The organism is Dyella subtropica (assembly GCF_026283965.1).
In the GTDB taxonomy this organism is placed as follows: domain Bacteria; phylum Pseudomonadota; class Gammaproteobacteria; order Xanthomonadales; family Rhodanobacteraceae; genus Dyella_D; species Dyella_D subtropica.
Genome location: NZ_JAPDPD010000019.1, coordinates 89558 through 107730, shown reverse-complemented (window position 1 = coordinate 107730; position 18173 = coordinate 89558). Strand labels below are relative to the sequence as shown.

14 protein-coding genes are annotated in these 18173 nt (G+C 62.9%); 9 read left to right on the top strand and 5 right to left on the bottom strand.

The window, feature by feature from the left end; translation table 11 throughout:
- Nucleotides 1-221: 221 nt before the first annotated feature.
- From OUZ45_RS16425 to OUZ45_RS16415, 3 genes are all read left to right on the top strand, one after another.
- Entirely contained in the window at nucleotides 222-791 is a 570-nt protein-coding gene (locus OUZ45_RS16425) for a 1,2-dihydroxy-3-keto-5-methylthiopentene dioxygenase (RefSeq protein WP_266171231.1), read from the top strand.
- A gap of 148 nt (nucleotides 792-939) precedes the next feature.
- Nucleotides 940-1626, top strand: a complete 687-nt coding sequence (gene mtnC, locus OUZ45_RS16420; RefSeq protein WP_266171229.1) for an acireductone synthase — start codon at nucleotides 940-942, stop codon at nucleotides 1624-1626.
- Between the two features lie 25 nt (nucleotides 1627-1651).
- Nucleotides 1652-2716 carry a C13 family peptidase gene (locus tag OUZ45_RS16415; RefSeq protein WP_266171228.1) on the top strand — a complete coding sequence of 355 codons (1065 nt, stop codon included), beginning with the start codon at nucleotides 1652-1654 and terminating at the stop codon, nucleotides 2714-2716.
- Between the two features lie 127 nt (nucleotides 2717-2843).
- On the opposite strand, the gene OUZ45_RS16410 is transcribed toward OUZ45_RS16415, so the two are convergent.
- Nucleotides 2844-3488, bottom strand: coding sequence for a cysteine hydrolase family protein (locus tag OUZ45_RS16410; RefSeq protein WP_266171227.1), 645 nt, complete (start codon nucleotides 3486-3488; stop codon nucleotides 2844-2846).
- A gap of 111 nt (nucleotides 3489-3599) precedes the next feature.
- Between OUZ45_RS16410 and OUZ45_RS16405 the strand changes: the two genes are divergently transcribed.
- Nucleotides 3600-4565, top strand: a complete 966-nt coding sequence (locus OUZ45_RS16405; RefSeq protein ID WP_266171226.1) for a GlxA family transcriptional regulator — start codon at nucleotides 3600-3602, stop codon at nucleotides 4563-4565.
- Here the strand turns inward: OUZ45_RS16405 and OUZ45_RS16400 are convergent.
- The 4 genes from OUZ45_RS16400 to OUZ45_RS16385 all read right to left on the bottom strand — a co-directional run bounded on the left by OUZ45_RS16400 (nucleotide 4540) and on the right by OUZ45_RS16385 (nucleotide 10104).
- A complete protein-coding gene (locus OUZ45_RS16400) occupies nucleotides 4540-5397 on the bottom strand; it encodes an HD-GYP domain-containing protein (protein WP_266171225.1) in 858 nt (285 codons plus the stop codon). The two genes, OUZ45_RS16405 and OUZ45_RS16400, sit on opposite strands and share 26 nt — an antisense overlap.
- Before the next feature lie 113 nt (nucleotides 5398-5510).
- Nucleotides 5511-6770 carry a flavodoxin-dependent (E)-4-hydroxy-3-methylbut-2-enyl-diphosphate synthase gene (ispG, locus tag OUZ45_RS16395; RefSeq protein ID WP_266171224.1) on the bottom strand — a complete coding sequence of 420 codons (1260 nt, stop codon included), beginning with the start codon at nucleotides 6768-6770 and terminating at the stop codon, nucleotides 5511-5513.
- A 467-nt stretch (nucleotides 6771-7237) separates the two neighbouring features.
- Nucleotides 7238-9637, bottom strand: coding sequence for a heavy metal translocating P-type ATPase (locus OUZ45_RS16390; protein ID WP_266171223.1), 2400 nt, complete (start codon nucleotides 9635-9637; stop codon nucleotides 7238-7240).
- A gap of 41 nt (nucleotides 9638-9678) precedes the next feature.
- Nucleotides 9679-10104, bottom strand: a complete 426-nt coding sequence (locus tag OUZ45_RS16385; protein ID WP_266171222.1) for a MerR family DNA-binding protein — start codon at nucleotides 10102-10104, stop codon at nucleotides 9679-9681.
- A 479-nt stretch (nucleotides 10105-10583) separates the two neighbouring features.
- On the opposite strand from OUZ45_RS16385, the gene OUZ45_RS16380 reads away from it, so the two are divergent.
- The 5 genes from OUZ45_RS16380 to OUZ45_RS16360 are packed head-to-tail and all read left to right on the top strand — an operon-like array spanning nucleotide 10584 to nucleotide 18172.
- The gene (locus OUZ45_RS16380; RefSeq protein ID WP_266171221.1) at nucleotides 10584-11417 is read left to right on the top strand and encodes a WYL domain-containing protein; all 834 of its coding nucleotides are present in this window, start codon (nucleotides 10584-10586) and stop codon (nucleotides 11415-11417) included.
- Nucleotides 11399-12892, top strand: coding sequence for a Wadjet anti-phage system protein JetA family protein (locus OUZ45_RS16375; RefSeq protein ID WP_266171220.1), 1494 nt, complete (start codon nucleotides 11399-11401; stop codon nucleotides 12890-12892). The genes OUZ45_RS16380 and OUZ45_RS16375 overlap by 19 nt, the downstream gene beginning before the upstream one ends.
- Nucleotides 12889-13548, top strand: a complete 660-nt coding sequence (locus OUZ45_RS16370) for a DUF4194 domain-containing protein (RefSeq protein ID WP_266171219.1) — start codon at nucleotides 12889-12891, stop codon at nucleotides 13546-13548. Before OUZ45_RS16375 ends, OUZ45_RS16370 begins: the two co-directional genes overlap by 4 nt.
- The gene (locus OUZ45_RS16365; protein ID WP_266171218.1) at nucleotides 13545-16988 is read left to right on the top strand and encodes an SbcC/MukB-like Walker B domain-containing protein; all 3444 of its coding nucleotides are present in this window, start codon (nucleotides 13545-13547) and stop codon (nucleotides 16986-16988) included. The genes OUZ45_RS16370 and OUZ45_RS16365 overlap by 4 nt, the downstream gene beginning before the upstream one ends.
- The gene (locus OUZ45_RS16360) at nucleotides 16985-18172 is read left to right on the top strand and encodes a Wadjet anti-phage system protein JetD domain-containing protein (RefSeq protein ID WP_266171217.1); all 1188 of its coding nucleotides are present in this window, start codon (nucleotides 16985-16987) and stop codon (nucleotides 18170-18172) included. The genes OUZ45_RS16365 and OUZ45_RS16360 overlap by 4 nt, the downstream gene beginning before the upstream one ends.
- Nucleotide 18173: the final 1 nt, after the last annotated feature.

Genomic DNA, 18173 nt, shown 5'->3' with positions numbered 1-18173 from the left:
CGCCAGCCGGTAGCGCGTGGCGCCGATCAGGGTGGCCCCCTGTTCAAGCCGCGCGCTACCGGCTGGCGGCCGCTGCGAGGCAACCCGAAGGGCTGGGTCTGTTTGCCCACGGATCTGCGTCATCGTTCGGTCGTGTATCGACATACACTCCCTCTCTCTTCCTTGCCCCGTGAGCAAACAGCTCCCAGCGCGGCCTACTTCATATAGGAGAACACGCCCCGATGAGCCGCCTACGCATTTTCGATGACCAGCAGCCGCAAACCCCGCTCTCCACGCATACCGAGCACGCCGCGATCACGCGCGAGCTGAACAAGGTTGGCGTGCGCTTCGAGCAGTGGGCCGCCAACCAGCCCATCGCACCTGGCGCCAGCCAGGACGAAGTGATCGCCGCCTACCGCAGCGACATCGATCGCCTGATGGCCGAAGAGGGCTACCAGGCCGTCGACGTCATCAGCCTCAAGCCCGACCACCCGGAACGCGCGGTGCTGCGCCAGAAGTTCCTCAGCGAGCACACGCACAGCGAGGATGAAGTGCGCTTCTTCGTCGCCGGCGCCGGCCAGTTCACCCTGCACATCGATGGCAAGGTCTACGATGTGCTGTGCGAACAGGGCGACCTGATCGGTGTGCCGGACGGCACCCGCCACTGGTTCGATATGAGCGAGGCACCCTATTTCGTGGCCATCCGCTTGTTCACCAATAAGGACGGCTGGGTCGCCAACTTCACCGGCGAGGACATCGCCCAGCGCTTCCCGCGAATGACGCCCCACACTTCGGTTACCGCCGGCGCCTGACTAGGCAGCCGCCAGCCCAGGCCAAGCCAGGCCGCGATGTGAACCGGTCCGGGAAAAACGCCCATACGCCCCCTGCGCGGGCGGAAGTCTGGTAGGCGACCGCCTGCGCCACAGGTAAGCTTGGTGCCCCCGCATCACGGCCACCCGCATGACTGTCATCCGCGCCATCGTCACTGATATCGAGGGCACCACCAGCTCGATCAGCTTCGTCAAGGACGTGCTGTTTCCCTACGCACGCAAGCGCCTGCCGGCCTACGTGGAAACCCATGTCGACCGCCCCGAGGTGCAGCATTGGCTGCATGATGCGGCCAAGGAAGCCGGTCTGATCGAGGCCAGCCGCCAGGAAATCATCGAACTACTGCTGCGCTGGATCGACGAGGACCGCAAGTCCACCGCGTTGAAGGCCCTGCAGGGCATGATCTGGAAGGACGGCTACGAAGCCGGCGACTACCGCGCCCACGTCTACCCGGAAGTGGCCGCGCGTCTGCACGCCTGGCGCGGCGACGGCTTGCATCTTTACGTCTATTCCTCCGGCTCGGTGGCAGCGCAGAAGCTGTTCTTCCAATACAGCGAGGCGGGCGACCTGACGCCGATGTTCGCCGGTTATTTCGACACCGAAACCGGCCCAAAGCGCGAGCGCGCTTCCTACGAAAAGATCGCCGAAGCCGTCGGCGAACTGCCGCAGCACCTGCTGTTCCTGTCCGATATTGTCGAGGAACTCGACGCGGCGAAGGCTGCCGGCTACCAGACCGCCTGGCTGGTACGCCCCCCGCTGACCTTACCGGCCGAACCGCGTCACCCGGCCTACCCTGATTTCGACGCCATCACACCCTGACCACCGCCAAAGCGCGAGCCCTCCCATGCGTATCGCCTTTACCGCTCTGCTCGCCTTCGCTGCCGGCGTGCTGCTGATGCTTGTGCTCTCGCATCGCGCCGCCATGCCTCAACAAGCATCCGATGCCCACCCGACGATGGATGTTGCGACAGCACAGACCGGCCCCGCGTCGCCAAGCAGCAGCACCCCGCCTGCCCATGCCAACGTCAGTGACAAACTCGACGACGGAGCGCTCGACCGCTGGCCGGCCCAAGGCCCCACACCCGAACAGGTGATCTACGCACAGCCCCGCCTGCTGCACGACACCGTGGCGAAGCTCAGCCCTCGCGTGCCAGGCAAGCCCAATCTTTACCTCGTCTCCTTTGCCGGCGACGGCGGCGAGGACGTCTTCCGCAACGAAGCGGAATACGCGGCCCAACTGTTCGCCGGCCGCTTTGGCGGCACCGTCCACCCGCTCGTGCTCGCCAACAACCCCGACACGCTCGAACAGCACCCGCTGGCGACCTGGAGCAATCTCGAAAGCAGCCTGGATGCACTGTCCACCGTCATGAAGCCGGACGAAGACATCCTGATGCTCTACCTCACCACCCACGGCGATCCCGACCACAACCTCCTGGTCGACCTGGACCCGCTACCACTGGATCAGATCGGCGCACCCGACCTGGCCGACATCCTCAATAAGCATCCTTTCAAGTGGAAGGTGGTCGTCGTCAACGCCTGCTACTCGGGCGGTTTCGTGCCCAACCTGCACGGCCCCGGCACCCTGGTGCTGACCGCCGCTCGCACCGACCGCAGCTCCTTCGGCTGCGGTAGCGATTCGGACATCACTTACTTCGGTCGCGCCTGGCTAGTGGATGCGCTCAACCGCACGCCCGACTTCATCGAAGCGTTCAAGCAGGCCACCGGCGAGATCGGCCAGTGGGAGCAAAAGGACAAACTCACGCCGTCCGAGCCGCAGATCGATGTCGGCAGCGGCATCGCCGATCAGCTCGCGCTATGGCGCAAAAGCGTCGCGCCGGGCCCGTCTGTGGCCTTCCGTCCGCCACATCCGGTTGCACCTCAGAAGACCTCGCCTGCCGATCCGCGCTGAGCGATCGACCCACCACGCAAACCACACCAACACCGGTAGGAGCGCACCCTGTGCGCGACAAACCGGCAGGACTGCCGGTTTGCACGACGTTAGCCGCCCACAGGGTGGGGCCCTACAACACCGCCCCTTACGCGGCCTTCGCCGAACGCAATGCCTGAGCGCGACGATAAGAGCTGAGAATGTTCTCGCGCACCGGCATCTCACCGCTGACGATGCAGTGCAGCCACTCGTTGGTGCTCAGCACCGCAGCGAAGCGTGACTGCTCCACCACCGCATAAACACGATGGATCTCCTCGGCCGTGGCATAACCGGCATGGTTCGCATACGACACCGAGCCCGAGGCATCATGCAGAAACTCTGCATGCATGCCGCGATCGAAGGCGTGCTTGATCGTGGTGTCGTTGCAGTTGTGGGTCATGTACCCGACTACCGTGAGCGTGTCGATGCCGTGTTCGTCCAGCCAGTCGGCCAGCTTCGTTTCGGCGAACGCACTCGGCAACGGCTTGCGGAAAAACGCATCGTGATGGCGGCGCGCCACGTCCTCGTGCACTAGCCAGCCATCGCTGCCTTCGGCAAAGGCCTGGCCATCCGCTGGCGAGTTCTGCTGGATCACGATCACCGGAATGCCGGCTGCTGTCGCGGCGTCCATGGCCTTGCCGATGTTGGTGAGGCTCTCCGACACCGGCGGATATTCGATCTGCAGGTTGCCGGTGAAGTACTCGTTCTGCACGTCGATCACGATCAGGGCGCGGCGCGGGGTCTTGGCGGTCATGGCACAACTCCAGGTGAGTGAGAAGGTGTGTGTATGCTGCGCCGTCCGGCACTTGCGCGAGAGTGGCCCGAAGGACAACCATCGATGGTATCGGGTCAACGAAGGTATGCCATGCGCAAGATCAGAGTGGTCGTCGTTGCGTTCGAGGGCATCCTCCCTTTCCACCTTTCGGTGCCATGCGCGGTGTTTCAGGCACCCACGCGCGACATGGAGTCGCCTTTCCGCTTGCGCGTCTGCTCGGCCGAAGGCCCGCGCTTGAACGGCGCCTACGGCTTCGCCATTGAAACGGAGTACACGCTCGACGAATTGCGTCAGGCCGACGTCATCATCGTGCCGACCTGGCGCGATGCGCAGGAAGCACCACCGCAGGCGTTGCTGGATGCTTTGCAGCGGGCCGCTCGCCGTGGCAAGCGCGTCGTGGGTTTGTGCATGGGTGCGTTCGTGCTGGCCTACGCCGGCCTGCTCGATGGCCGACGCGCCACCACGCACTGGTATGCCACCGAAGAACTGGCAGCGCTGTTCCCTTCCGTGACGGTCGACCCCGATGTGCTCTATGTCGACGAGGGGCCGGTGATCACGTCCGCGGGCTCAGCTGCCGGCATCGATTGCTGCTTGCACCTGGTACGCCAACTACTCGGCGCCGAGCAGGCCAACCACATCGCGCGACGCCTGGTGGTATCGCCATTTCGGCGCGGCGGGCAAGCGCAGTTCATCGAACAACCGATGCCCACGTTGGCGGGCGACAAGCGGATGGCACGTCTGCTGGAGGACATCCAGCGCAAGCTGCACCTGCCGCATAGTCTCGATGATATTGCCGAACGCGCGGCCATGAGCCGGCGCAGCTTCACTCGGCATTTTCGCCAGCTCACCGGCAGCAGTTTCGGCGACTGGTTGCTGGCTCAGCGGCTGAGTGCAGCACAGCGATTGCTGGAAACCACCAGCTTGCCGCTGGAGCGCATCGCCAACGCGATCGGCCTGGGCTCGCCGGTCACGCTGCGCCAGCATTTCCAGCGCGCGTTCCGCACGTCGCCCGCGCACTATCGGCGCACGTTCAATGCAGCGCGTGCTGAGGATTGATGGCATCGGAGCCTGACAACAGATCCAGGCGATCCATCCCCACCCGCTTGATCTCGTCGTAGTGCGCCAGGAACAACTGGACCGTGTGCGGATCGAGCTGGCTACCGGCCGCTTTGCGCAAATAATCCAGCACTTCATGCTCCGGCCAGGCGGGCTTGTACACGCGCGGAAAGCTCAGCGCATCCCAAACATCCACTACGCTGAACACGCGCGCCGCCAAGGGAATCGACTCGCCGCTCAACCCCTGTGGATAGCCCGTGCCATCCCAACGCTCGTGGTGACTGTAAGGAATGTCGACCACCGGGCGCAGGAAATCCACCCGTTGCAACAAGTCATGACCCATCTGCGGATGCGTGCGCATCAGCGCCATTTCGTCGGCATCCAGCGGGCCGGGCTTGATCAGGATGGCGTCCGGCAAGGCCAACTTACCGATGTCATGCAGCAGTGCGCCGAACTTGGCGCGGTGCAGCGCTTCGTCATCCATCCCCGCATACCGGGCCAACGCCACGGTCATGCGCATCACGCGCTCGGAATGGTCCCGGGTTTCCTTGTGGCGGATATCCATCGCCGACACCAGCACGCGCAACGACTGCTCATTGCCTTCACTCAGCGTGCGATTGAGCTGGTCCAGACGACGCAGGTCGCGATCGATCATCACGTACAGCAGGCCGCCGGTGATGAGCACGAACAGCGTGCCTTTCACACTCTGTAAGAAACTCAGGGTGTCGGCATCCCGCACAACGGTATGCAACGCGCGATTGGACAGCCAGATCCACACGCTGGCCACGATCACATAGGTCAGCACTGTGCGTACTTGCGGCTTCAGTTTCATCCCTTCCCCTTGACATCCGCACGGGCATCATTCCCTGCGTATGTGACCCGGGGAGCTTACCTCCAACCGAGGGCAGCGGGTGTGTTCTGGAGCCTGTTCACTATCTCCGGCGATCAACCGCCGCGAGCGTGGTAACGCGTCGCTACGTAGTTGTCGAGAATGCCCACGAATTCGCTGGCGATGTTGTCGCCACGCAGCGTCATCGCCTTTTCGCCGTCGATGAACACCGGTGCCGACGGCGCTTCGCCATTGCCCGGCAGCGAAATGCCGATGTTGGCGTGCTTGGATTCGCCCGGCCCATTCACCACACACCCCATCACGGCCAGGGTGAGGTTCTCCACGCCGTCATATTTGATGCGCCACTCCGGCATCTTCTCGCGCACATGCGCCTGCACGGTCTTGGCCAGCTCCTGGAAGAACTCGCTGGTGGTGCGGCCGCACCCCGGGCAGGCCGTAACCAGCGGCGTGAACGCACGCAGGCCCATGGTCTGCAGCAGCTCCTGTGCCACCACCACCTCACCCGTGCGCGAAGCGCCCGGCTCCGGCGTCAGCGAAATACGGATGGTGTCGCCAATGCCTTCCTGCAGCAGCACCGCCAGCGCAGCACTCGAAGCGGTGATGCCCTTAGAGCCCATGCCGGCCTCGGTCAGGCCCAGGTGCAGCGCATAGTCGCAACGTGCGGCGATGTCGCGGTACACCGCGATCAACTCCTGCACACCGGAAACCTTGCACGAAAGAATGATGCGATCGCGCGGCAGACCGATCTCCTCGGCGCGACGGGCGGAGTCCAGCGCCGAACGGATCAACGCCTCGCGCGCCACATGTGCCGCATCCCATGGCTCGGCACGGGTGTGATTCTCGTCCATCAGCATGGCGACCATGCTCTGATCCAGCGAGCCCCAGTTGGCGCCGATGCGCACGGGCTTGCCGTACTGGATCGCCTTCTCAATGATCGCCGCGAACTGGCTGTCCTTCTTCTTGCCGAAGCCGACATTGCCAGGATTGATGCGGTACTTCGCCAACGCCTCGGCGCAGGCCGGCTCGCCTTCCAGCAGCTGATGGCCGTTGTAGTGGAAGTCGCCGATGATCGGCACCTCCACGCCCATCATCTCCAGCCGCTCGCGAATACGCGGCACCGCCGCCGCGGCGGCCGGTGTGTTCACCGTGATACGTACCAACTCGGAACCGGCACGCGCCAGCTCGGCGATCTGCTTGGCCGTGCTGACCGGGTCCTCGGTGTCGGTATTGGTCATCGACTGCACCACGATCGGCGCACCGCTCCCCACGATCACCTTGCCGATCGGCACACCGACGCTGGGGCGGCGCTTACCGGGCTCGGCGGCCCGCGGGGAAGAAGAAGACTTGTCGCTCATGAAGAAACCAACCGGACGCAGGGCCGCGACACTTGCGCGGCAACTTCATAAGGATACTTCAAGCCCTATAACGCTTCATGACGCTTTTGTGCCCCTGGCCACACGGCATCTCACACCGGGCTGATCTTCGAGGCGGCATAACCGTGCGCCTGTGCGCCCCCTGAGATGGAAGGTTTACGCAGGCGCCGCCCCCTCTCTCCCAAAAGGCCCTGATTAGCGGTAAATCTCAGCTACGCGAGCTTTGGGCTCCCTCCCCTGCTTGCAGGGGAGGGCTGGGGAGGGGTGAGTACTTGAGAAAGCGTTTCGGGAGAGGTTTCCGAAAGTGTCCCCCCCCCTCCCGGCCTCCCCCTGTCCTACGGGACTAGCTTTGCGTCGCAAGCAAGGAAGGGAGAGAGGGAGCCAAGAGCTCGCGCCAGCTGAGATTCGACGCCAATCAGATCCCAGAGGGAGAGGAGTTAGCACCGACCTCACAGCAGCGCGCGATTGAGCCTCAACGCATTGGTGACCACCGACACCGACGACAAACTCATCGCCAACGCCGCCACCATCGGCGACAACGTGAAGCCCAACAGCGGATACAGCAAACCCGCCGCAAGCGGCACGCCCAGCGCGTTATAGATAAAAGCGAAGAACAGGTTCTGGCGGATATTCCTCACCGTCGCCTGCGACAACGCACGGGCACGCAGGATCGCCGTCAGCTCGCCCTTCACCAGCGTCACCTGCGCACTCTCCATGGCCACATCGGTACCGCCGCCCATGGCGATGCCGACATCCGCAGCCACCAAGGCCGGTGCATCGTTGATGCCATCGCCCGCCATGGCCACTCGGCGCCCTTCCGCACGCAATGCGTTGACGACCGCCGCCTTATCCGCCGGCGAGACATCGGCATGCACAGCGTCGATCCCCAGTTCCTTCGCCACGGCGTTGGCGGTGACCGCGTTGTCGCCGGTAAGCATCACGATGCGCAAACCCGCTTCGTGCAGGTCGGCGATGGCCTTGGGCGTGCTCGGCTTGATGCGATCGGCCACGGCCAACAGACCGGCAAGCGCGCCGTCGACGGCCAGGAACACCACCGTAGCGCCGTCGCGACGTAAAGCGTCGGCACGCAGACGCGCATCCTCACTCAAAGCGATATCCAGCGCCTCGAACAGGCGCACATTGCCCAGCGCAACATCACGGCCGCCAACGCGCCCCTGCACACCGCCGCCCGTGAGCGTGCGGAAATCCGTCACCGCAGGCACGTTCACTGCCCTGGCCTCAGCTCCCGCCAGAATGGCGCGCGCCAGCGGATGCTCGCTCGGGCGCTCCAGCGCGGCGGCCAGAGCCAGCAGTTGATCCCACGACAAGGCACCGACGCTGACGACATCCCTGAGCGCGGGCTTGCCTTCCGTCAGCGTGCCGGTCTTGTCCACCACCAGCGTGTCGACCTCGCGCAGCGCCTCGATCGCACTCGCATCCTTGAACAACACGCCGTGCTGCGCACCGCGGCCACTGGCGACCATGATGGAAATCGGCGTCGCCAAACCGAGCGCACAAGGACAGGCGATGATCAGCACCGAGACCAGCGCGATCAAGGCATGCGTCAAACGCGGATCCGGTCCAAGCACCGCCCAGCCGGCGAACGCCAGCACCGCCATGGCGACCACAGCCGGTACGAACCACGCGGCGACGCGGTCGGCCACGCGCTGCAGCGGTGCCTTGCTGCGCTGCGCCTGCGCCACCAACGCGACGATCTGCGACAACACGGTTTCGGCGCCGACTTTCTCCGCACGCATGGTCAGCGCGCCATCCTGATTCACCGTGCCGCCGGTCACGCCCTCGCCTTTCGCTTTCGCCACCGGCAGCGGCTCGCCGGTGAGCATCGACTCGTCGACATGGCTATGGCCTTCCAGCACCACGCCATCCACCGGCACTCTCTCGCCGGGACGCACACGCAGCACATCACCCGCATGCACATCATCCAGCGACACGTCCTGCTCGCTGCCATCGGCAGCCAAGCGGCGAGCGGCTTTCGGCGCGAGACCCAGCAAAGCCTTGAGCGCCGCACCGGTGCGCCGACGTGCGCGCAATTCGAGGAAGTCGCCCAGCGTCACCAAGGTGACGATCACCGCTGCGGATTCGAAATACACACCGACGTGCCCGTGTCTATCCCTGAAGCCCTCCGGAAATACACCCGGCAGGAAGAACGCCACCATGCTGTATAGCCACGCCACGCCGGTACCCAGCGCAATCAGGGTGTACATGTTCGGCGACCACGGCTTGAGCGAACGCCAGCCGCGCGCGAAGAACGGCGCGCCGCCCCATAGCACGACCACACTGGCCAACACCGTCTCGACCCAGGCCGCCACGCGATCCCATGGCCCAGGCAGATGCCAGCCGAACAGATGCGGCCCCATCGCCAACAGAAACACCGGCAGCGTCAACGCCACCAGCATCCAAAAACGCTGCGACATACCGCGAAGTTCGCCGCCATCGTCCTCTTCCGCACTCGGCATCATCGGCTCCAGCGCCATACCACACTTGGGGCAATCGCCAGGGCCGACTTGCTGTACTTCCGGATGCATCGGACAGGTGTAAATCGCACCAGGCGCGACCGGCGCGGGCAGTGGTTTGTCCTGCAAGTACCGCAGCGGCTCAGCGACGAACTTCGCACAGCAGCGCTCGGCGCAGAAGTAATAAGTGTGCCCCTCGTGCTCTGCACGATGCTTGGCGTTGTGCGGATCCACCGTCATCCCGCAAACCGGGTCCTTGACGGCGTGAGCAATGTGCTGATGATGACCGCTGTGATGATGGTCATGATGGTGGGCATGCGACTCCGCATGAGCCGCCTTGCCAGCACAACAGTTGGCCGGCATCTCGGTCTTCATGGGTTCAACGTGCGAGGCGCAGCAAGCTCCCTTCTCCCCGCTCATGACTGAGCATCCTCATCCACCAGCGCCCGCAAAATCGGACACTGCTCCGGCGAGCCATGCCCAGGGCAAGCCTCCACCAGTTGCTCCAACCCGTTACGCACGCGGGTCAACTCGGCGATGCGCTCGTCAATGGCCGCGAGCCGCTCCTGCGCACGCTTCTTCACCGCCTTCACGCCGCGATGCCGATCCGCCGACAACGCCAGCAGATCGCGAATCTCCTCCAGCGTAAAACCCAGATCCTTGGCGCGCCGGATAAAGCGCAACTGGCGCACCGCGCCTTCGTCGTAACTGCGATAGCCCGACGCACGACGCAGAGGCTCCGGAAGCAGCCCTTCGCGCTCGTAGTAGCGGATAGTGTCAATGGCCACACCGACGCGCTTGGCGACGGCACCGATAGTCAGAGAGGTGATATGAGTGTTCATGGGCCAAGTCTAGACCTTTGATCTAGGTCTAGAGTCAAGCCCCGAAGCGGCACAGCCCGACACGTGTCGAGAGCCTTTAACCCTGTCACTGCAGCCTCTTACCTTGGCACCGGCCTATAGCGATGACACTGGTTGGCATTCAGGCTGCTCAACGACCCGGGGAAGCCATGTCATGGCTCCCCATAGCAGGATACCGGGCAAGGATGGCCCTTTTAGTTGACAAAACACAGCCTGCCCTCCAAGACCAGTCAGGATGGCGGGGCGCCGGACTGTCGCGTTAGCCTCGCAGCTCTGTCTTCAGTGGCAGAGAGAAGCACCTATTGCGTCTCCGCCAGTATTTGGCTGGGCATCACCAGCGGTCCGCAATCGCCTTGACGATGCGCACAGCGGAGACCTTAGGGCTGTCCAACAACATATGTATTTACATACCATATGTTTACACATACCATCAGAACATCCCTCACGAGTCGATGTCTTCAATGTCAACTGAAGGCCGCCAGGAAAGAGATGCCAAAGTAGGCCGAATCCTGCTTTGGGAGGGACGGGTCAGCCGCAGCCGGCTTATTGCCGAGTACGGCCTCAGCCCCATCCGAGCCAGCGAGTGGCTGCGAGACTTCCGAGAATCCTTTCCTGACTGGGTCGCTTGGAATAACAAACTCAAGGCGAACTTGGCCACATCTAAGGCCTATTCGGATGCCGAGCGCGCTGCGAAGGCGTCGCAGCCCACCATTATCAGTGCCATGTTGGTCCCGTATGCGCTGAATGCGCCCGGCAGACCGCTTTCCATCTCTTGGGACTTCGCGCGCACCTCGCCGCGCACCTTCTCCCGATTGAACTTGGCGATCGTCGATCGCCTGCGCGTAAAATTCCTCTACTGCTCCATGAGCAACCCGGAGCTGCACGAACGGACCATTGAGCCACACAGCCTCCTGAGGGCTGGTCGGCGATGGCATGTCCGCGGCTACTGCCTGCAGCGGAAGTCCTTCCGGGACTTCGTGCTGGGACGCATGAGCAAGGTTGAGCTCTTGTCGGAACCCAGTGAGGTGGATATCACGGCTGACGAAGCCTGGTCCACGGTGCTTCAAGTCAGACTCATCGCTCATCCTGCACTCAGCGCGGCCCAGCAGCTGGTCGTTAGAACCGAGTACTTCAACGGTGCCTCCGCGCGCATCGAAAGCTGCAGGGCCGCCCTCCTGAACTACATGGTGCAGGAGCTCATGGCGGCCACGGACGTGGATCGACAGGTACCCCCCGACTATCAGCTGGCGGTTGAGAACACCAAGGAGTGTCGGCCATGGCTGTTTATGACCTAACCGATCAAATTCTTCAGGAGAAGGTAGCCGAACGCTATCCGCCCCTCTTCAAGCGCCTGCCCGACCGATTGTTCGCGCCGCTGGCTTCAGCCAATCGCTTCCAATATTGGTCACTGCTGTGCGTGCTGCACGCCAAACGCTTTGGGCCAGAAGCTCCGCTGCCACCCAGCACCGGCTTCCTGATGCGAGAGATCACGGCAGACATTGCCGAGGAACTCCAATACCAAGATTGGGCCCCGGATGGCGACGACGTGACGCCAGCCACGCCACTGGCGATCAGGGCCATCATGATCTTCAACCGTTTGCGCGAAGCGGGATGGATTCGTGTAGACCGGGTGGGCGTGCGCGAGATGGTGACGATGGCACCAGCCGTCGCTCACTTCATGAGTCGCTTGGTCGAGTTTGCTCACACAGGCCCGGAATTTGTCTCCGGGAAGATCCGTAGCATCGAGGCCAACTTGAAGCTGCTTCTCGACGAATCCACGGATGGAGCATCGCTGCAAGAGGCTGCCAGACAGTCTCGCGCCCTTCTCGAGCACGTCCGCATCGCCGGCACCAATGTACGCGACTTGATGCTGGAGATCGGTCGCGTCGACGCCACCGGCGAGTTCGTGCGCCGCTTCTTCGACGATTACGTCGAGCGTATGTTTATCGGCGACTACAAGGAGCTGCGCACGCGCGAACATCCCTTGGCGCGGCGTCAAGAGATCTTGCGCTTGGTGGCGCATATCCAGCAGACGCCGGACCTACGCGCACGACTGATCCAGTGGTATCTCGAGAAGCAGGCAGGCCGCGACCCCACTCGCGCCGAAGCCCTGTTCGAGCGCGATATCCAGAAAGTGGAGGATCTCCGCCGCATCGATGAATACCTGGACCGGCTCGACGACGAAATCCGGCGTGCCAACAAGCTAGCGCTGGCCTATTTGGATTACCGGCTGCGGGCCATCCGGCCCCTCGATGAGCTGATCAGTCAGACCATCGACGCCGTCATCAAGCACGGCAGCAAGGCAACCGCGCTGGCACCGTTTGCGCCCGGTGAATGTATCGCCGGCGAACGTCTGGCTTCACCCCGAGTCGAGACCAAGCGTCGACCGCCCAGTGGCCTGCGCAAGCAAGTCATGTCCCCGGAGCAAGAGGCGCGTGCTCGCCTGGCCTTGATGGCTCGTGATCGGCGCACCATGTCGCTCCCCAAGCTCGCGGCCTTCGTTCGTCAGCAACTCGGCGAGGCCGATGCGGTGCCCAGCGTCACCCTTCAGGTGGACAGCATCGAATCGGTCCGCGCACTGCAGGTTCTGTGCACCATTGCCGCCGCAAACGCGACGCCCAGCAGGCTGCTTCGCGCCCACGCGCGCGCCATGAGCAGCGGATTCACGACGATCCGCATGGAAGACGAAGAGGATCAAAGCCAGGGCATCTCTCACCTGCCCTTCGTGATCGCAAGAACCACCAAGCCGGCCAAGGGAGGAAACCAATGAGTTTCTGGGCAAATGCGGTTGAGGGCACCAAGAACGTGGTCACGGAAGATGACTTCGAGGCGGCGGCGAGTCGGTTGATCACCGAACAGGTGCTTTATGCCGCTGATCGTGGAAGCAAAGTGGCCTATGGGCTGGTTCGCGACTTCGAGCGTGATTTCAAACGCGCCCTGGATCCCTTGAGCTACGTTGTACGGGTCAACAGCCAGTTGCGCTATGCCTGTGCCATCCCCAAACACGCCAAGAGCTCGCCGGCTACGGTGGAGCAGACACTGCTCGCACTGGTGCTACGCAAAATCTTCGATGAGGAGACGCGTTCGGGGCACCACGACGAGAACGGCGAGGTGGCCTGCGACTTGGTCACGCTGGAGATCAAGTACAAGCAAACAACGGGTGGTCGCGAGTTGGCCTCTGGCGGCAAGCTCATCTCGCTGATGCAGTGGATGCGACGTTGGGGCATCGCCCGGGTGTCGGAGGAAGATGGGGATCAGTTTGGACACGAAGCGGACCAGCCCTACGCCGTCATCATCCGACCTGGCATCTCCGAAGTCCTGGGAGAAGCCGCGCTAGCACGCATCGCCCTGTTCACCAGCCCAGATGCTGAGATCGATAGCGCGGACCACACGATCGCCACCACGGAAGAAGGCACTGCGACATGAAAAAGCTGATCCGGATCCGCGTGGTCCAGTTCTTCCTATACGAGATGCGCGACGTCGATGTCGGCATGACCTGCGGCATCTTTGGCGCCAACGGCAGCGGAAAATCCTCGCTCTTGGACGCCGTGCAGATTGTCATGCTGGGTGCCAACGAGAGTCGTGGCAGCACCGGCGTCGCTTTTAATGCTCAGGCCGATGAGTCCAATCACAACAGCCGAAACATCCGCAGCTACTGCTTAGGACAATACGGCGACTCGCCGGATGCGTGCGTGCGCAACAGCGCTAACACCTATATCACTTTAGTCTGGCAGGACACGGAGACCCAAGAGATCGTATCTACGGGCGTGTGTATCTACGCGAGCGCCGACCGTGAGAAGCCGGATGTGCAGGGTCGCTATATCCTTCCGGCAGAGATCGCGTTCTACGATCACCTCGAGCTCGTCGACGGGGAGTATCAACCTCGGCCCTGGGCGAGCTTCAGGCAGATGCTGTCCCAGCGCGCTCCAGGGGAGGAAGTACTCTTCCACGATTCGGAGCGATTCCTGAAGGCGATGCTATTTCGGTTGAGAGGTGCACGTGGCGCGCCACGCCTGGATGCCTATCGCCAAGCGTTCCGCTTCGGACTGCGCATGAAGTTTGAAAAGAGCGTCGACGACATCGTCCGTCAGCAGGTGCTGGAAGTCCGTCCGACCAACATCAAACGCTTCAAGGAGGTACTGCACACCTTCCAAGAGATGGCAGCCTTGGTGCGCAGCGTGCAGGCCAAGCTCGACGAGGCCGAGGTAATTGAGGCGGACTTCGCTGATGCGCACCGGCGCAACAGCCACTCGGTGTCGCTTTTCGCCTTAGCTCAGGCAGCGGAGCTGGAAGTCGCCAACCAGGAGGTGACCGCCGCCGAAGAAGCTGAAGGCCGCGCACAGGCGGCCCTGGCCGCCGCCAACACACAACGCGACGATGTGAATCGTCAGGTTGAAGCCGCTGAGCGGCAGGCTCGCGAGAGCACCGCTAACCGGGACATGCACGCATCCCATGCGGATGCCGCACTGCTGCGCGAGAGCTTCGACGGCGTGCAGAGGCGTCTCACCGAACAAAGGACAGGACTGCATCGCAGCATCAAGGCTATCGGCAAAGCCATCGATGTACAGATCCCGGGCAAGCTCGTTGCCGACAGCGTCAAGGTCACTGCGAAGGCCTACAGCGACATACACACCCTACTAGAGGGTGACCAGATCGGTCGTCGAGACGCCGTGGAGTCGACCATCCGCCAGGCATTGCGCGCGGCCAAGGTACTGAGCGACGAGGTGTTCGAGGAGATGCGGTCTGTCGGACGTGCACAGACATCAGCCGAAGCCGAGCTCGCCGGCGTGCAGGAGAACCTGGAGCGCGTCGCCAAGGGCAAGCCTCCTCTAGAAGGGCCGGCGGCAGCGCTCAAACGCGCACTAGCCAACGCCGGTGTGGAGGCTATTCCGGTGTGCGACTTGGTACGCGTCGATGCCTTGGACTGGCAACCCGCCATCGAAGCTTATCTGGGCACGTCGAACATGCAGGCCTTGCTGGTGGAGGAGGCGGATGAGCGCAAGGCATTCCGGGTGTCGCGCCAGGCCGGCGTCTATGAGGCGAAGATCGTGATGCCCAGCAAGTTCTCCAACCGTCCCAGTCCCAAGCGCGGCACCGTGGCGGAACTCATCAGTGGCAACAGCACAGCCGCGGTCAACTACCTACGATCTAAATTCGGCGATACCCAACAAGCAGAGACCGAGGATGAGTGCTTCGCTCACCGATTCGCAATGACCAAGGACGGCATGTTGCTGGCTGACGGTGAGATGGTGCGCAAGAAGCCGACGAATCCCGCCCTCTTCAAGATCGGCCCCACCTCGACAGCGACGCGCAGCTCGATCACCGAAGAAGCCCGCCATCTTCAAGAACGGATTGACGAACTCAAGGATCGGTACGCGAAGCTCAAAGTTCTCTTGAATAACCTCGGCCCGTTCGTGGGCGGCGAACAGGACAAGGTTCGCGACATCCTCGAGATCGTCGATCGCGTGACCAAGGAAACCCGCGACGAGGTGGACTTGACGCGGCGACTGCAAGCGCTGGACACCGAGGAGTACCGCCTGCTGGTCCAGACCGTCCAGGAGGCAGAGGCCACCGTGGCCGAGGCGCGAAAACAGCTCCTGATTGCCGCCCGGGCGGTCGGCGCAGCTGAGACGGCCCATCTGCAGAAAAGCGAAGATACCCAGAAGAAGCGGGACCAAGCCGTTACGCAGAAAGCGGTGGCTGAGGCAGCGCGTGCAAAGGAGGGCTATGACGCTGACTACGCGTCGAGCCAATGGGAGAGGCTCTTGGCGCGTCAGGGCTTGTCGTTTCGCGAGATCGTCACCGACTGTGCTCGCCGAAGCAACGGTGCGAAGGAGGATTCCCGCCAGAAGGCGTCTAACGCCATGCAGAAACTGTCAGCGTTCCTCGTCAGGCACAACGAGGTCATGCCGGCCGGTACTCAAGACGACTGGCGTAGCGCTCGCGGCTGGCTGGAGACGCGCGTTGTCATCCTGACGGAGACTGGCCTACGCGAGAATAAAGCTCGGATGGATGACGCCCTGAGCGCCGCCAAAAGCACCTTCCGCAACGACGTCGCGGTGGCCTTGCACGAGCACCTTGAGTGGTTGAGCGACACCATCAACCGGATGAACGAAGCCTTGCGACTTGCGCCGATGTTCACCAATAACGAGCGCTACCAGTTCCGTTCGCACATACGGCCGGCCTACGCCTCGCTACTGAAGTTCATCAAGGACGTGGCTCAGTATGGTCCAACCGAGGACTTGCTGGGCGGCGCCGGGGAACTCCCCAAAGAGTTCGAAGAGCTGATGCGTGAAAAGACGGTTACCGGCGCGGCCGCCATGAAGTCGCCACTGGATGATTACCGCGAATTCTTCGACTTCGACATCGAGGTGCTTCGCGAAGAAGCCTCTACCCGTTCCACCAAGCATATCGGCTGGCTTAGTAAGCGCGTCGGTTCCGGCTCGGGAGGTGAGCATCGCGCGCCGCTGTATGTGATCGCAGGCGCAGCGATGTCGTCGGCCTATCGATTGGAGCGCGGCGACCACTCCGGCATCCGGCTGTTGGTCATCGACGAGGCCTTCATCAAGATGGATCCACGGAACATCGTGGCGACCATGCGCTACTTCGAGGAACTGGGCTTGCAGGTCTTCATGGCCAGCACCGGCGACGCCTTGGGTAGCTTGACCGCCTTCCTCGATCGGTATTACGACATCATGCGCGACGCCGAGAGCAACGTGGTCGTGCTTGAAGGCCACGATGTATCCCCCGAGACACGAGAGATGTTCCGCGCCGACCTCCCTGAGTTCAACCCGGCGCTGGTCGAAGCAGAGATCCGAAGGCAGTACCAGCCCCGGATCGACTCGGCGGAGGGTCTATCCGCATGAGTCTCCAGGACCAAGCCGAGATGGATCCGTTGGCCAGAAAAGCGCTAGAGCGCCTGCTGAAATCTGCCGACAAACATGAAGCCGGAACATTCGTGCGGTGCCCTGCCCTGACGGACTCTGCACTGTCCGAATATCGCGAGTTGCGTAGCCTGAAAGCTAAAGAAGACTTCGAGGCGGTGATGGCCTACGCGCAAACAGAGGGCGCGATCACGGTCCGGCGCCCTCCGCGTGACCCCCAAGGCCTCATTGAGCGCGTTGAACTGGTGGACGTCGTCAAGTTGGCCTCAATCCTCGGCAAAGTGCCCCACGCGGCGCGAGTCCAGTCGGCGAGACAGGCGCTCTCCGCGCGCCTCGACGAGCACCCGGTCCTGATCGACGTCCTGTCCCACTGGGAGAAGCTCAAGAAGGTCCGCGGCAGCGGACCGGGCGTCGCCGCCAGCTGGGCGATGGCCTGCGACGTCATTGCCTATTGCCAGGCCCAGGTGTCGCTCGGTGCCACGGAGACACCGGTACGAGATGCCAGTGCACGCCTATTCAAGGACAGCAAGCGCATCGAGTCCCTGACGCCTTACCTTGATGTGCTGCTGACTGGCAATGTCGAGGGTAATGCGCGCCCAGAAGCCGAAGTTCTGCAAGAGCTCGGCCTCTACCGCGAACCGCAGCCTTCGCGTTTGGCCGGCAACATTGTGGTCCGCCGAGAGCGTGGCGCCTTCCCTCTGGACCGCCCGTACAGCGCCCTTCCCCCATCGACCGTGCTGGGCCTAGGCTCCATGCCTAGCCAGGTGCTAACCATCGAGAACCAGACTACGTTCCATGTATGGGCGCGTCAGCACTGCGACTCCGATGTGTTGTGCGTCTACACCGCCGGCATGCCCTCCCCTGCCTGGCGGGCCATGTACCTCCGGCTGCTCTCCGACCTCCCGGCGTCAACTCCAATCCTGCATTGGGGCGATCTCGACGAAGGCGGTTTTCGGATCGCCGCCTTCCTAAGCCGATGTGTGACGGAAGCCGGCCATGTCCTGTTGCCCTGGAAGATGCGCCCGGCTGATATTCCGGAATCGCTGCGTCGCGCAGCGCCAACGCGCACCTTAAATCGAATGGTCAAGTACGCCAGTGAAGCCGGCTGGAGCGACATTGCACACGAACTCGCAGAAGCCAGGCTGCTGGCCGAACAAGAAGGTTGAA

Bases quoted from the DNA above. Each gene is read 5' to 3' on its own strand.
- OUZ45_RS16425 (WP_266171231.1), top strand. From the start codon at position 222: ATGAGCCGCCTACGCATTTTCGATGACCAGCAGCCGCAAACCCCGCTC.
- mtnC (WP_266171229.1), top strand. From the start codon at position 940: ATGACTGTCATCCGCGCCATCGTCACTGATATCGAGGGCACCACCAGC.
- OUZ45_RS16415 (WP_266171228.1), top strand. From the start codon at position 1,652: ATGCGTATCGCCTTTACCGCTCTGCTCGCCTTCGCTGCCGGCGTGCTG.
- OUZ45_RS16410 (WP_266171227.1), bottom strand. From the start codon at position 3,488: ATGACCGCCAAGACCCCGCGCCGCGCCCTGATCGTGATCGACGTGCAG.
- OUZ45_RS16405 (WP_266171226.1), top strand. From the start codon at position 3,600: ATGCGCAAGATCAGAGTGGTCGTCGTTGCGTTCGAGGGCATCCTCCCT.
- OUZ45_RS16400 (WP_266171225.1), bottom strand. From the start codon at position 5,397: ATGAAACTGAAGCCGCAAGTACGCACAGTGCTGACCTATGTGATCGTG.
- ispG (WP_266171224.1), bottom strand. From the start codon at position 6,770: ATGAGCGACAAGTCTTCTTCTTCCCCGCGGGCCGCCGAGCCCGGTAAG.
- OUZ45_RS16390 (WP_266171223.1), bottom strand. From the start codon at position 9,637: ATGAAGACCGAGATGCCGGCCAACTGTTGTGCTGGCAAGGCGGCTCAT.
- OUZ45_RS16385 (WP_266171222.1), bottom strand. From the start codon at position 10,104: ATGAACACTCATATCACCTCTCTGACTATCGGTGCCGTCGCCAAGCGC.
- OUZ45_RS16380 (WP_266171221.1), top strand. From the start codon at position 10,584: ATGTCAACTGAAGGCCGCCAGGAAAGAGATGCCAAAGTAGGCCGAATC.
- OUZ45_RS16375 (WP_266171220.1), top strand. From the start codon at position 11,399: ATGGCTGTTTATGACCTAACCGATCAAATTCTTCAGGAGAAGGTAGCC.
- OUZ45_RS16370 (WP_266171219.1), top strand. From the start codon at position 12,889: ATGAGTTTCTGGGCAAATGCGGTTGAGGGCACCAAGAACGTGGTCACG.
- OUZ45_RS16365 (WP_266171218.1), top strand. From the start codon at position 13,545: ATGAAAAAGCTGATCCGGATCCGCGTGGTCCAGTTCTTCCTATACGAG.
- OUZ45_RS16360 (WP_266171217.1), top strand. From the start codon at position 16,985: ATGAGTCTCCAGGACCAAGCCGAGATGGATCCGTTGGCCAGAAAAGCG.